Below are 14,416 nucleotides of genomic sequence, written 5' to 3'. Positions count from 1 at the left end.
CGGGCCGATGTGATGGGGGTGGGGTTGGTAGGTAAGTAGCCCTTTGCTGTTCCGAACGCCTAAGTAGGTGAGTCACTGCCCGACCTGTGCAAGCCGTTCGAGACTGGGCAGTGGATGGCATCGTGGTCCATGGGGCTCGTGCTCCGAGGCGAGGCGCCGCCGAATCGTTGCTGACCCCGATCTCTTTGTCCGTGCCCTACGGCTCTTCGGGGCCTTGCCCACCTGGGCGAAGTCCCGTCTCTGCCTGAGGAGGCAAGCAGGGCACGACATCCTGAGACGCCACCTCGACGGTGTGGTGCTTTGCGGCTGACGAATGCCAAACGGTGGCACTGACGACGTCAGACGCCGCCGCCAGTATCAAGGCCTGCCGTCGTCTCACGTGAGGGATCCGGTATGGAAACGGACTGGACCTTGCAGTGTCGTGCGCGCTCCGTCGAAGTCTGCCAGCCGCGCGGCAACGGTGGCCACCGCAAGGCGCTGGGGGAGCGCTGCGGAGAACTTCAGGCCGTGTACCGCCCGGCGATCGACATCAGGTAGCACCAGGACGCTTCCGTTGTCAGCATCCAAACGAGCCATTCGCCACATGCCGGCTGTCAGGTCTTCTCGTAGCCGCACGTAGCAGTCCGTCGGCCGTTGAACTGGGTCGCTGATCGACGGAAGCGTGGCAGCGAGTGTCGCGTTCGCTCGGTAACCGGCCCATGTCCACCACCGCACATCCGTTCCGAGTCGGGTGATCAGGGAGCCGTCAGCGTGGGTGATTTGAGGAGATTCGTCCTCGCGCCACTCGGTCAGGCACGCCTCGGCCCGACGGGTGAGAGAAACCAGGGGGTCTGCTCCGAGAAGTACGTCGCGCATCGAGCGGGCCAAGGCGTACGAGAGGCCGGCGAGCGACCCGCCCGTCCACTTGGCGACGCCGCCACCATCGGCAGGCTCGACGAAGGCCCGTTTGCGTCCCCAGTCGATGAACGTCACCTGCCAGCTGCGTCCGCCGAGCAGCAACCGGCGCGGGCCCGGCCGCTCCTCCGTCAACACGGAAGGGTCGGTCTGCCCGATCTCGGTACGACCGGATAGCACCGTGAACTGCGGGGGAGCAGTGAAGGAAGCGGTCAGTTCGATGAAGTGCCGCCGGCCGAATCGCCGCTCCGCCTCGGGACCGATGAAGAGCATGCTGCCGTCCTCGTCGAGGAACCCTTCGTCCACCAGGTGTCGCAGGATGGGAGCCGCCGATCCGTCGAACGGGGCCAGCCCGTTCCACATTCCTGCCCACGTCCGGTTGCCGATGCGGTGCTGTTGGAGCGTGGCGGCGAGCAGCTGTTGTGCTACGAGGTGGCGCGGCTGTGGCGGAGGGATCACCGGCTCGACCCAGCCGCGGCCCCAGAGCAGCAGGAGAGCGGCGGCCTGTAGCAGGGTGTCCTTGGTGGTGGCGAGGAACAGGCAGTTGCGCGTGGTCCCCGAGCGCCGCCCTGTACGGCCGATGCGCTGGAGGAAGGACGCCACGGTGCGGGGCGAGTCGATCTGGATGACGCGGTCCAAGTCGCCCACATCGATGCCCAGCTCCAGTGTGGAGGTGGAGACGATGACGCAGTCGCGTGCCTCCGCGAAGGCCTGCTCCGATCGGGCTCTTTCTTCGGCCGACAGCGAGGCGTGCGAGAGGAACACCGTCACTTCGCGTGCTCGTAGAGCGGCTCCCAGTACCTCCACCTGTCGTCTGGACTCGCAGAACACCAACCGCTTCTCACCCCTGTGCAGAGTTGCGATCAACTTGGACGCGTTGTCGAGGGAGCCCACGTAGTCCAGCTCCACCTCGCCCGGCGGCCGGAGGTTGCCGTTTGTGGCGGCCACGGTCGGGTCGGCAGCGGGCGAGAGTGCGAGGTCCGGGGCGACGACCCGGCCCGGGCGTTTGCCCGCACCGGAACCTTGGAGCCAGGTGAGGAGCTGCTCCGGATTCCCGACGGTTGCGGAAAGACCGATCCGCTGGATGGGGCGTCCTGTTACCTGCTCCAGACGTTCCAGCACGGCGAGCAGGTGCCAGCCGCGATCGTCGCCCGCGAACGCGTGCACCTCGTCCACCACGACCGCCCGGACCCCGCCCAGAAGATGGGCGTGGTCGGTCTTCACCCCGATGAGCATGGCCTCCAGTGACTCGGGCGTGGTGAGGAGGATGTCGGGTGAATCCGTACGGATGCGCCTGCGCTGGGACTCCTTGGTGTCTCCGTGCCACAGCTCGGCCCTGCGGCCGAGCCATTGAGCGTAGGAGTCGACGCGGGTCACCAGGTTGTTGAGGAGTGCTTTGAGCGGGCAAAGGTAGAGAACGGACGTTCCGGACCAGCGCTCGCGGGACATGGCCGAAAGAATGGGCAGGCATGCTGCCTCGGTCTTGCCACCCGCAGTGGGCGCGAGCAGCACGGCGTCTTCGCCGTCCATGAGGGGATCGATCGAGGCCCGCTGTAGAGGGCGCAGGTCAGGCCAGCCCAGCGTGTTCACGACATGGTGGAGGACTACGGGATCGAGCCGGTCGACGGGGTCCGCGCCGGATCGTTGGGTGGTGGTGTGGGAGGACCAGGCATCCCCGGACTCGTCTCGGCTCATCACACGTCCAGGTCGATGTCGTCGGCTGATCCGGATGCCGCGTGATTACGCTCCACGTCCGTGAGTTCGCTGCTCGTCACGGTCAGCCGGTAGTGCTGACAGGGGTCGAAGTCCTCGAACTGGTCGATACGGTCCAGGACGTCACCGACCAGCTTCTTGAGGAACAGCCGTGGCGCCACACCTGCCTTCCCTCCGAGGGCTCCGCCCACCGCCCGGGCGAGGTCGGCAACGTACGCATCGTTGGCGAGTGACTTCACGCGGTCCGGCGAAGAGGCACCCTGCGCATAGAGGTTGCGGATGGTCACTCCGAGGCCTACCAGAGACTCCTGGGTGAAGCCCGGCAGCCGGACTTGCACCGCACGCGGATTGTCGAAGCGAGGGTCGGTGGTGAAATCGGTGGCGAGGCGCTGGGCGAGAGGAGCGAGCCGCTGAACCCCCTGCTGTCCGTCGTAGAACGCCGGAGTTCCGGTGATCAGGAGATAGAGGCCGGGGAACCGGCCGGAGTGAACCTCGTCGATGAGCTGCCGAAGGGCGTTCAACGCCTTGTCCCGTGCATCCGAACGGACTCGCTGCAGGGTCTCTACCTCGTCCAGGACGACGAACAGACCATTGTGTCCGGAGTCACGCAACACGGTCAGGAGGCCCTGCAGGAAGCCGAAGGCACCGAAGTGATCGAGGTCGCCGCGGACTCCGGCGGAGCGCCGGGCTGCCGCAGCCACATGTGGCTGGCCGCCCAGCCAGGCGAGGACGGCCGCTGCAGTCGCCTCGTCGCCCCCGGCGAGGGCCGACTTGTAGCCGCGCAGTGCCGTGGCGAACGAGGGCGCGTGCCGGGACACCTCGGCCAATCGCGCCGTCAGTAGCTGCTCGACCGCCTGCGGGAGCCCCTCCTCGTCGGCGCCGTCCGCGAGGGCATCCTCCTGCAGGGTGTAGAACCATGAGTCCACGACGGGCCGGAGCGCGCTCGGGGGAAAGCTCGCGGTGGCCAGCCGCTCGGTGAGGCGCCGGTATACGGTCTCCAGCTTGTGGAGCGGGGTCTCCGTCTCGGAGATCTGGATCTCAGCCAACGCGAAGCCCCTCCGCTTGGCCCGTTCACCCAGCCATCGGGTGAAGAAGGTCTTGCCTGACCCGTACTCCCCGCGGACGGCCTTGAACACCGACGATCCGGAGGCGACCGCGTCGAGCTCGTCATCGAGTGCTGCCTCGAACCTGTTCAGGCCAGTAGCCAGGAGGTCGAGCCCGCTTTCGGGAACGGCGCCACGGCGCAGAGCGTCGATCACTGCACGACGACGGGCCGCGCTGGCGGGGGAGGGGCGGGAGGAAGCAGCGGTACTCACGCCACCAGTCTCCCATTCCGGCGGCGCACGGCGGTTGGCCGAAGTCGACTCTTGTGCAGTCGGTCTCGTTGACCTGCATGTCGCGTGATTGGTCTAATCGCCGCTCGCGTGAAGAAAGCGCAGCACTGTGAGGGTGGGGAACAAGCACGTGGCCGGACTCGATAATGTGAAACTCAAGGCGCTCTTGGCAGATGTGGCGTCAGGCTCCCTTCAACTGCCCGACTTCCAGCGGGACTGGAAGTGGGATGACGATCGAATTCGCGCCATTGTTGCGACGGTGACGCTCGATTACCCCCTGGGTGTGGTGATGACGCTGGAGACGGGGGGTGACTCACCCTTCCGCGCCCGTGCACTCACCGGCGCGCAGGTGGCGGAGGAGGTGACGCCCAGCTTGCTGCTCCTCGACGGACAGCAGCGTCTCACCTCGTTGTTCCAGGCTCTGTTCCAGGACAGCCCCGTCGAGACCACCGACGCGCGTGGCAACTCGGTCAGGCGCTGGTACTACGTGGACATCAAGAACGCCATCGGCTCGCCCGCGGACCGCGACGAGGCCATCGTGTCCGTACCCGAGGACAAGGTCCAGCGGTCCAACTTCGCCCGGAACATCGTTCATGACCTGACCACGGCGGACGGCGAGTGCGCTGCAGGACTCTTCCCCCTGAGCATCGTCTTCGACACCGCGAAGGTAAACGCCTGGCGACGCGCGTACGAGAAGATGGACGACGGTCATTTCGACCGATGGAGCCGCTTCGAGGAGCAGGTCCTCGAGCCCGTACGCTCCTTCCAGGTACCCATGATCAAGCTGGCTGCCTCCACGTCCATGGACGCCGTGTGCGCGGTCTTCGAGCGGGTGAACACGGGGGGAGTGGCCCTCAACGTCTTCGAGCTCCTGACGGCGACTTACGCCGGTGACCGGGGCTACCGCGAGCGGACCGACGACTATTACCAGCTGCCTCAGGTCTGGCGGGCGATCAAGGAGGACCTGGCCGGCCGCTATCCAGTGTTCGGACGGTTCGAGGTGGGCGTCGACAACGGACTGAGCAGCAGCGACTTCCTCCAGGCCGTGGCACTGGTGCGCACGTGGTCCCGGAAGCAGGACGGGCTGGGCACCGGGGTCTCCTGCAAGCGCCGCGACCTCCTCGAGCTGCCCCTCGCGGACTTCGAGTCCCTCGCGCCGAGGCTTGCCAAGGCGTTCGCCTGGGCCGGCGCCTTTCTCGAGAGGCAGTGCATCGTGCGCGCCGCCGAGCTGCCGTACCGCACCCAGCTGGTGCCTCTCGCCGCGGTCAGGGCCATCCTCGGGGAGGCGACCGACACGCTCGGTGCCGAAGACATGATCACGCAGTGGTACTGGTGCGGTGTGCTCGGTGAGATGTACGGCGGCTCCACCGAAACCCGCTTCACGCGGGACGTCGAACAGCTGGTGGCATGGGTCCGGCGTGAAGGCACCGCCCCGGAGACCGTCACCGACGCCTACTTCTTCCCGGAGCGGCTGGACACGCTCACCACGCGGAACAGCGCTGCCTACAAGGGAATCTATGCGCTGCTGATCAAGCAGGGCGCTGTGGACTGGCACCACACGGAGACGCCGCTGAAGCCCGCCCTGATGGACGAGTACGGCGTGGACGTCCGGCACATCTTCCCCCGGGCCTGGGTGCGCCGGCAGTACGACGGGGTCAAGACCTCCCCTGCCAACTCCATCGTCAACAAGACACCGCTGTCCCTGCGTGCGGCTCAGGCCCTCACCGGTGCGCCTGCTGCCTATATCGACTCACTCGCCGCTGCCTCCGATATGCGCCGGGAGTGGTTCGACGACGTCATCGCGACGCATCTGATCGATCCGTATTTCCTGAGGAACAACGACTACGAGGCGTTCTACGCGGCACGGGCCAAGCAGCTCGAGGACATGGTGTACGCGGCCATGGGCAAGCGGACGATCCTGCGTGACATGACCGACGGCAAGGCGGTCAAGTGAACCAGAAGCCGAGCACCGAGGAGCTTCTCGCGCTCAAGGGCACCGAGGTGCCCCTCGGGGAACTGCTGGACCTGTTCGGCGTGCGGGTGCGCAGGCCGTGGAACGTGCACGAGATCGAGCAGGCACTGACTGACGCGGGGCTCGCCACCCTTCCGGACTTCGCCAACTGTGCTCCGGGTGCCCGTGTCCAGATCGTCGCCTTCGCCACGGCGGTGCAGGCCACGCCCGAAGCTGACGAAGCCGACGAGGCGGAGCGGGATCCGCTTCCGTCGGCCGTGCTGCCGCAGCGGCTCCGGATCGGTGACCTGCCGTCCGCCCGCGGCGGGGTGCATTGTGTGTCCCTCACGGCGGGGCTGTCCCAGGCGACGTACTTGATGCGCCAGCGGGGCTACGCGCAGATACCCGTCACGACGGGCATGACGACGCTCCACGGCGTGATCACCTGGCGTTCCCTGGCTCTCATGTACGAGCGGGGCAAGGAAAGCAGCCTGGAGAACGCGATGCAGCAGGAGTCGCTCCCCGTTGCCGATACGAGGCAGGAGTTCTTCGCCTGCCTGCCGATGCTGTCGGAGCACGGCTACCTTCTGATCCGAGGTGAGGACGGGAGTCTGTCCGGCATCGTGACGCAGGCGCACGTGGTCGGCCGCTTCGAGAGCGCGGCCCGCCCCTTCTTCCTGCTCGGAGAGATCGAATCCCTCCTGCGCCGGTGGCTGGGAGCCAGGCTCACCGAGGAGGCGGTCAAGGCGGTCCAGACGAACAAGAAGGAAGAGCACCGCTCGGGCAGGGTCGAGGACCTGACGTTCGGCGACTACGTCTATCTCCTCAACGGGGAGCAGAAGAAGCAGGCCATGGCCCAGCAGGCGGACCTCAACTGGGCCGCGCTCCAGTGTGAATCCCTGGACCGCGGCCAGTTCGTCCGCCATCTGCAACGTGTGAAGGACGTTCGGAACCGCATCGCTCACTTCGATGCGGAGCCTTTGCCCCTCGAGTCGATGCGGGAGCTGACCGCCTTCACCACCTTGCTGCGGGACTACGCCGGCTGAGTCACCGCTTCACACCCCGAACTGCAACTGCAAGAGACTCCTGTCGAGGCGGAGCGTCCGTCCGTCCGGCAGGGTCTGCAGGACCTGCACGCCGTCGTAGTTGAGGACTTGCCGCAGTACCGCGGCAAAGCCGTCCGCACGGGTGGCCGGGTAGTCGACGCGCTGCGCCACAGCAGTCACGGGCAGGGTGCCTCCGGCCTCCAGGAGTGCCCGGATCGCCTTCTCCAGCTTGTCCAGGGGAGGCTTGCGAGCCAGCAGCCCGACCTGATCCTTGAAGGCATCGGACACGAGCAGCGCCGTGATCAGAGCATCGTCGGGCGCGACCAGAACGGGCGTGACGATGACCCCCTCGTGTTCGGCCGCCGGAACCAGAGCGACGTCGAAGAGTGAGTCGTGCGTCTGCGCCAGTTCGGCCTGTGCCTTCGTCGGCTTCTGCCGGCTCTGCTTCTCCGGCAGAGCGGGCGAGGCGGGGGACTGGGCGGCGGGACGAACCGGCGGCTGCTGTGCTTTCTCCAGGAACCACCACGCCGGGCGCTGGTCGCCCAGCTCGCGCCAGCTCTCGGGCGGCGTCGCGCCGAAGGGCAGGAAGGCGAGCACGGGGATGGTGAATTCCCTCAGAGATGCGCCTCCGTGGTAGCCCGCCTTGAGGGTGGTGTAGCGCGAGTCCGCATCCCACAGAGCGACGATCGAGCCGTCCGCCTCGGGCCAGACCACACGGGGGCCCGACAGCACGACCTCCGCCTCCGCCAGGGGTCCGCCGGGGGCGCGGTGCCGTGCCGAATCCGGGGCCGCGGCATTCACCTTGACGTCGCGCCGGTCCACCACGTGGCCGTGGTCGCTGGTCAGGATCACTGCCATTCCCTGGGCGGCGGCCACCCGCAGCAGATCGCGCAGCCGCCCTATTTCATCGAGGTGCCAGGCGCCGTCACCGAGCTTCTGCTCCTTGGCGAGGCGGTCATCGATGGTGTTGAGGACCACGGCGACATGGGTGCGCCCGTCACCGAGGGCCTCGGTGAGGGCGGGCCCGAAGGTATCGCCGGAGCCCTCGGCGCGCAGCTCGTCCTTGTGGAAGACCGCGGCGGGCGTTCCGTCCCAGAAGGCGTGGGTGGGGAAGAGCTTCTTCTCGTCGGCCTGAGTGCCCTTCGTCAGCCTTCCCGCGAACAACGACGTACGACAGACCGTGGTCAGCGTGGGCAGAGCGGCGGCCATCGCGCGGCGGCGTGGGGCGCCCTCGTCCAGAGGATCGAACTCGGCCCAGGAGGCGCGCAGCTCCTCAGCCAGCTCGCCGGCGATCGCCGAGCTCATCCCGTCAAGGACCAGCAGGAGGACGCGGCGGTCGGTGCCCCGGCGTACGACCGGCTTCACGACCCGGTCGAGGAAGGTCTCCACCGTCAGCATCGAGCCCGGCCCGGTGCCGGCGGAGGTCCAGATGGCCAAGGCGCGCGCGAAGGCGCCGTCGATCTCGTGCCGCTTGCGGCGCACCTGTTCGCCGAGTGTGTCGTACGCCGCCTTCAGCACGGGGGCCGGATCGCCGCCCGCTTCGATGTGTTCGAGGGCGCTGTCCACCCACCCGGTCTCGGCGGTGTGCCGTTGGAGGGCGTCGGCCACGGTGTCCGAGGTGCCGGCCGGGTCACCGGCCAGCCACTGGGCCAGCCGCTGGGCCATCCGGGCCCGTTCCACCCGTGCCAGTGCTTCCGGGCCGTCGGCACGCTTGTGCTCACCGAGAGCGCGTACAGCGTCAGAGACGGCGCGGGGCTGCCCGTCGGCCAGCGCCCGGCCCACGGCCGCGAAGCGTGCCTCGAGCCCTGCCGCGAGCAGTGCGCTGGTCTCGGCGGCATCCTCCGCACCGAACTGGCGGACCAGTACGGAAGCGCGGTCCAGGACGGTGTCGCTCAGCCGCCGGGCCTCACGCGAGGTCTCCGAGTCCCCGCTGTCGGCGCGGGCCGCGGACGTCAGCAGCGAGCCGACGTATTCCTCGGTGGCCACTGCGAACCGGGACACGAGCAGGTCGAGCTCGTCGCCCTTGGCGAGCGGCTGCTCGCCGAACCACCGCTCGGCCCGCCCCCGGGCCCGGTAGGACACGGCGTCCGGCGCACAGTGGACCCACAGCGCGGCACAGACGAGACCGAAGGCCACCGCGTCCGCGCCATGATCGGCCGCGACGAGCGCGAGCAGCGCCCGCCCGGCGGGTCCGGCCTGATCCTCTTCCCCCAGGAACGCGGCCAGTCCGTCCCGCTCGGGCCGCCGCAACTCCAGCATGAGCTCGGGGCCGCCCGCAGTCAGGGACCAGGCGAACAGGGCATGGGGGTCCAGGGCGTCACTCACCGGCGCCCGGCCCGGGGTCTGCGCCTCGCTGGCGTACCTTCCCAGCCGGAGCCGGCGCAGGGCCAGGGAGGACAGGGCGGTGCGCCGGGAGAGCATGCCTCCGGCGACCGGCGGCCAGCCTCCTCCCTTCGGCGGGGTGGCGTCGAGGAGGGCTTCCGCGGCCCAGTTGGATTCCTTGAGCCGGGGGTCGACCTGCTGGGCGCGGAACGCGTCGCGGACCACGTCCCAGCTGTCGACGGTGTCGATGCGCTTCTTGTGTGCGCGCGCGAGGATGGCCGGGTCGAGCTCATTCTGCTCGCGGTCGGTCAGGACGACGAGTACCGGCGGTCCAGCCGTCTTGCCGTCGAGGTGGTCGAGCAGCAGCTCGTGCACGGCGAGCGGCGAGGGCGCGGGCGCGATGCGCGCGCTCAGCCCGTCCCCCCATGCGGGCGCGGCCGGGCCGTCCCACTGGGGCGCCGAGCGCAGCAGCACGGCACGGCGCCGACCGCTCCCGGCCAGCGAGGTGGTGAGGGAGCTCTGGGACGACAGGTACTGGGTGACGGTCGCGAGGTTCAGCCGTACGGCGACCGTGGTGGAGGCGATACTCATCCGCCGACGACCCGCCAGACGATCTCCACGGTGGCACCGGGCTCCGCCGCGGCCAGCTCGGCCAGCTCCGCCTGGAGCTCGGCCACCGCGCGGGAGGCCGTGGTCGTACGGGCGCCGCTCGTGCGGTGCTTCTGCCCCGAGGCAGAGGACTTCTGCTGGGGGTCGAACGGGATACGGGGATCGCTGGTGCTCGTGTTCAGAGAGACGTCGGAGGGGCCCGGGGCGGGGCTGGGAGATACGGGCGGCGCGGGCGGGGCGACTGCGCGGTTCCGCTTCATCAGAGCCAGGACCTCGCGCTGGGTGCGTACGAGGGCCTCCTCCAGCTTGTCCGTCCGCTGCTGCTCGCTGCGGGCCACATTGCGCAGGGAGTCGAGCAGGGCCTCGCCTTCGGGGCCCTCGGCCGAAGCCAGCTCCAGGGTGCTCCAGGACGCGGCGGCGAGCGCTTCGGCGACCTTGCGCGCCTGGGCGATGGACGTGCCGTACTGCTCGGCGCTCGGCTGCCCGAGGTCGAACCGGGCGAGGGCCTCCACCGTCTTCTTCGCACCGGCGGCGCCCTGACCCGACGCGGCGGTCACGGCCTTCAGCAGTTCCACGGCCTGCCGGGCGAGCGCGAGGCGACCCGTATCGCCGGTCTGGTCGAGGTGCAGGAAACCGGCGTGCGCCTCCAGCCGCTGGAGCAGTTCGGCAGCGAACTCCTGTGCGGCACGGGCCTGGTCGGTGATCTGCCGGGCGAACTGGTTGACGATGCGGCCGCGCAGGATCGTCGGCGCCGGCCGTCCGAAGACGGCGGCAAAGCGCTGCCGGGTCGTCTCCCAGTCCTCGGGGGAGGGCAGGGGCTGGCTGCGCAGGGCGTCGCGGTCCTTGATCTGCGTCAGCTCCGGGGCCGGGTCGAGGGGCATGCCCTCGCGCACCCAGACCCGGTCGTCCATCTCGGCGAAGGCAGCCACGACGAGCCGGGCGAGGAAGTCGGGCAGTCCTCGAGGAGACGGCTTGTCGATCCAGTCGGTGAGCGTGATCAAGGTCAGATCGCTGGTGACACCCTTGTCGCGGGCGAGCTGGCGGAAGTGATCGGCCCAGAACGTCGACAGCTCGAAGTACGCCTCCTTCTGCTGCCCGAGGCGCATCGGACCGACGATCCGCCGCATGAGCGCCCGGTCTCCGGCCGGAACCTCGGTCCGGTGATCGCGCGCCTCGGCGGCGGCCCGGACGTGCCCGAAGACCTTCTTCGCGTCGGCTGCCTTGACGACCGTCCCGGTGTTCTCCGGGTCGAGCTCCGGGTGCTCCGGGAACTGGCTCGCGAGCAGCTTGCCCGCGATGTGGCGGACGCCGTCGCGCAGCGTCTGCCCGAAGGCGAGGGTGAGCCCCTCGACCTCACGCAAGGACTCCAGGTGGTCGCCGAAGCCCAGTTCCACGTCGGCAGGCTTCTTCTCGGCGAGTCCGTACGCCTGCTTGAAGGCCGCCTTGACGGTGGTGAGGAGCGTTTCGCGCTGGCTCTCCAGGAGCCCCTTGGCGCGGGCCCGGTTGTCGGCGTTCAGATGGCCGGCGTACTGGCTGTCGAAGCGCTGGTCGTCGGCCAGGGCCTTGTCGATGACGACGAGCCGGCAGAAGTCCGCGAACCGCTGGCTGGAGAGGTGGGTGGGCAGCCAGGCGACGGTGCGCGACCGCTCGTCCTGCTGCTTCTCGCGCAGGCGCCGGATGCGGTTGGCGTCCTCGACGGGCCCGTACTCCCCGTCGTCGAAGGGAAGGTCGATGGCGAGGCGCCAGCGTCCCTCCTCGCGGGGCACCAGGTCGTGGTCGGGGAGATCGTCCTCGTCCGCGAGGTTTCCGAAGATCACCTCGATGGCGCGGTCGGTGCCGCGCCAGACGAACTGCACCTCCTCGGTCAGCTTGCCGTGCGCGACGTCGAGCTCCTCGGTCAGCAGCCGCTTGGCGAGGGCCTGCCGGTTGCCCGGGTTGTTGTTGACGTTGGCGTTGGCGATGACCGAGTCGACGTCGACGCCGGAGAGTTCCAGGCGGACGACCTGGTTGCCCTTGGGCCCGGTCACCTTGATCTCCGGGAAGCGCCCCGCCCAGTCGTCGACCTTGCTGCCGAGGATCCCGTACTCGCGGCCGGGGATCGGGGCGACGACCGAGCCGTAGTTGAGCGCGGACAGGCGACGGATCGTCAGGTCGGCGAGGGCTGGGACGCTCGGCGCGAGCGCGGAGAGCAGCAGGGTCCCGACGATCCGGTTGTCGCCGACGAAGGTCTTCACCCGGCCGCGCAGCTCCTCGTCGGTGATGCTGGCGGGGCGCTGCGTGTACTGCTCGACGTCCTCCTCCGACACGTTGTACGTGGCGAGGAGGAACGGGCGGAGCTTGGTCCGGTACAGCTTGTCGGCGGCCTCGAAGACGACCTTGAGGCTGTCGGTGAACGGCTTGTCGCCGCCCGCGGTGATCAGCGGGTACAGGTCGCCGACCGGGATCAGGTCGCCCAGGCGCAGCTCGTGACGGTGGTCGGCGAGGAGCTGGCCCATCAGCTTCATACCGGTGCGGTTGCGCTGGAGCGCGGAGGAGACGTGGACGAGGGTGTCCATGAAGGCGGGGGAGAAGGGATAGGTGAGCCGGAAGCTCTCCTCGTCGGCCCCGACGCCGTCGGCCCCGCGGTCGGAGCCGAGGAGGGTGTCCCAGACTTCCTGGCGGACCTTACGGGTCTTCTCGAACTCGGTGGTGATGAGGCCGGCGGCCTCGGTGTCCTTGGGCTGGAGCAGGCGGGCGTGCGCGACCTGGGGGAGGTTGCGGTCCTCGAGCGTGATCTTGTCGAACCGGCCGGATGCCTGGTTGAGGGTGTCCTGGATGGAGGACTCGGCGGCCCCGGACAGCTCCTCGCCGACCAGCTCGCGCAGATCGCGCTGGCGGGCGATGAAGGACACGATCGGGATGGCCCGGCGGGCGTCGGCACCCTCCACGAAGTTGGTGATTTTGCCGGCCTCGCGGCCCACGAACTTCTGGTCGTGGATGAGGGTGGCCAGCCACAGGATCAGCTCGTCGAGGAAGAGGATGAGGCCGTCGTAGCCGATGGACTTCGCGTGCTCGGCGATCACGGACAGGCCGGCGTCGAGCGAGATGAAGCCGTGCTCGTTCTCGTGCGCGTTCTGTGTGAAGCCGGGCAGCAGGTTGGTGCTGGCGTCCTGAACCAGGCGGGCGCGCAGCTCGACGGGGGTGGAGGGGGCGACGAGGTTGAGCGCGTACCCGGCCTCGTGGATCTCCTCAGCGGCGAGCGCGGTGTCGAGGAGGGTGGGGGTCCAGGCGAAGGACTCGCCCCACTCGTCGTCCTCGTCGGCCTCTCCGCCGATGGTGGCGAGTCCCTTGATGACGGCCTCGTCGCCCATCCGCTCGCGCATGGCGTGGATGTCGGCGAAGAGGGAGTCGGTGCGGTAGACCCGGGGGGTCGCTGCCTCGGGGTGGAGCTTCTTGACGTGGCTCACGTACGTCCCGAGGACCCGCTGCTCCAGGGCCTTCGCGCCGAGCATGTGGTAGGGGACGAGGAGGAACTTCTTGCCGTCGGTGGTGAGCCACTCGTGCTTGGTGAGCACGGTGTCGAAGTCGGCGCGGTCGTGGGCGGCGGGGCTGCCGCTGAGGAGGGCGTGCAGGACGGCCATGAAGTGCGACTTACCGGAACCGAAGGATCCATGGAGGTACGCGGCCTTGGAGGTGTGCCCGTCGAGGGAGGCCTTGATGAGCCCGAGAGCCTCGTCGAAGTTTTCCAGCAGCCGTTCCGTGACGACGTAGTCCTTGAGCGCGGCCTTGGCACCTTCGGGGGTGGTGGCCTCGGAGAGCTGCAGGACGAAGTCGGACGTGGAGATCGACTCCTTGATGTTGATCACATCGCGGAGGAGGGGCGGCTGCTGGGCCATTGCGCGTCTCGCTCACCTTCTGACGGCGTACGCCGTCGCAGTCCGTGCCGGTACCGGGAGGAAGTCCCCCGGGACATTGTCCGGCATCGGCGCTGGTTACGGGCCTGATGTGCGGAAACATCCCATAGAGCAGGATGGCGGCGACCACTGACAGCGAACGGCGGTCACGGACCCGGCAGGCCGCTTCAGCCACCGGGACAGGGCTTGCTGCTCCGGGCGTTCACTTCCGCGAGGCGCGCACGAAGGGCTTCGGGCTCGCTGACCGGCTCGGTGTCTTCCGATGCAGCTTCCCATGCCCGGCCGCCGGTGAGGGGGCGGAGCCGGAGGTAGGGGCCGATGCGGTCGGTGACGATGCCGAAGCGGTTGCGGCGGGTGTCCCGGACGGTGTCGCCGATGGTGGGACTGGGCCGGGTTCCGGGGCTGGAGTGGGAGCCGTCGTCGACCGTCACCGGGAGGCGCCCCGGGTGATCACTTCCGCGAGGGCGTGTGCCACGGGCGCGGAGCAGAGTCCGAGGTGGACGAGGGCGTAGCGGGTCTCGTCGGGATATGGGGAACGGACGTCCATGGCGGGCAACTGGATGCCGGCCCGGGTGAGCGCGGTGGCGAGGGCATCACGGGCGTCCAGGGCTTCCTTGATCTTGCGCTGGGGGGCGGTGGTGGAGGGGTGGTGGG

At 68.9% G+C, this 14,416-nt stretch carries 8 protein-coding genes; 2 read left to right on the top strand and 6 right to left on the bottom strand.

What is annotated here, in order from left to right; genetic code table 11:
* Positions 1-375: 375 nt before the first annotated feature.
* Positions 376-2,589, bottom strand: coding sequence for a DEAD/DEAH box helicase (locus ADK54_RS11435; RefSeq protein ID WP_053725467.1), 2,214 nt, complete (start codon positions 2,587-2,589; stop codon positions 376-378).
* Positions 2,589-3,923 (bottom strand): BREX system ATP-binding protein BrxD, encoded by a 1,335-nt coding sequence (gene brxD, locus ADK54_RS11430; protein WP_053725466.1) that lies wholly within the window; start codon positions 3,921-3,923, stop codon positions 2,589-2,591. The genes ADK54_RS11435 and brxD overlap by 1 nt, the downstream gene beginning before the upstream one ends.
* A 148-nt stretch (positions 3,924-4,071) precedes the next feature.
* Here brxD and ADK54_RS11425 point away from each other — a divergent pair, with 148 nt between their 5' ends.
* Positions 4,072-5,895 (top strand): DUF262 domain-containing protein, encoded by a 1,824-nt coding sequence (locus ADK54_RS11425; protein ID WP_053725531.1) that lies wholly within the window; start codon positions 4,072-4,074, stop codon positions 5,893-5,895.
* Positions 5,892-6,938, top strand: coding sequence for a CBS domain-containing protein (locus ADK54_RS11420; RefSeq protein WP_053725465.1), 1,047 nt, complete (start codon positions 5,892-5,894; stop codon positions 6,936-6,938). The genes ADK54_RS11425 and ADK54_RS11420 overlap by 4 nt, the downstream gene beginning before the upstream one ends.
* 9 nt (positions 6,939-6,947) lie before the next feature.
* Here ADK54_RS11420 and pglZ read toward each other — a convergent pair whose 3' ends face one another.
* From pglZ to ADK54_RS11400, 4 genes are all read right to left on the bottom strand, one after another.
* Entirely contained in the window at positions 6,948-9,851 is a 2,904-nt protein-coding gene (gene pglZ, locus ADK54_RS11415) for a BREX-2 system phosphatase PglZ (protein WP_053725464.1), read from the bottom strand.
* On the bottom strand, positions 9,848-13,744 hold the full coding sequence (gene pglY, locus ADK54_RS11410; RefSeq protein ID WP_053725463.1) for a BREX-2 system ATPase PglY: 3,897 nt from the start codon (positions 13,742-13,744) through the stop codon (positions 9,848-9,850). The genes pglZ and pglY overlap by 4 nt, the downstream gene beginning before the upstream one ends.
* A gap of 185 nt (positions 13,745-13,929) precedes the next feature.
* Positions 13,930-14,193, bottom strand: coding sequence for a hypothetical protein (locus ADK54_RS11405; RefSeq protein WP_053725462.1), 264 nt, complete (start codon positions 14,191-14,193; stop codon positions 13,930-13,932).
* On the bottom strand, positions 14,190-14,381 hold the full coding sequence (locus ADK54_RS11400) for a hypothetical protein (RefSeq protein ID WP_053725530.1): 192 nt from the start codon (positions 14,379-14,381) through the stop codon (positions 14,190-14,192). Before ADK54_RS11400 ends, ADK54_RS11405 begins: the two co-directional genes overlap by 4 nt.
* Between the last annotated feature and the right edge of the window lie 35 nt (positions 14,382-14,416).

The organism is Streptomyces sp. WM6378, assembly GCF_001279695.1.
In the GTDB taxonomy this organism is placed as follows: Bacteria; Actinomycetota; Actinomycetes; order Streptomycetales; family Streptomycetaceae; genus Streptomyces.
This window is presented reverse-complemented; position numbering and strand designations above follow the sequence as displayed.

Excerpts from the sequence above, each read along its gene's own strand:
- pglY (WP_053725463.1), bottom strand. The coding sequence starts at position 13,744 with ATGGCCCAGCAGCCGCCCCTCCTCCGCGATGTGATCAACATCAAGGAG.
- pglZ (WP_053725464.1), bottom strand. The coding sequence starts at position 9,851 with ATGAGTATCGCCTCCACCACGGTCGCCGTACGGCTGAACCTCGCGACC.
- ADK54_RS11435 (WP_053725467.1), bottom strand. The coding sequence starts at position 2,589 with ATGAGCCGAGACGAGTCCGGGGATGCCTGGTCCTCCCACACCACCACC.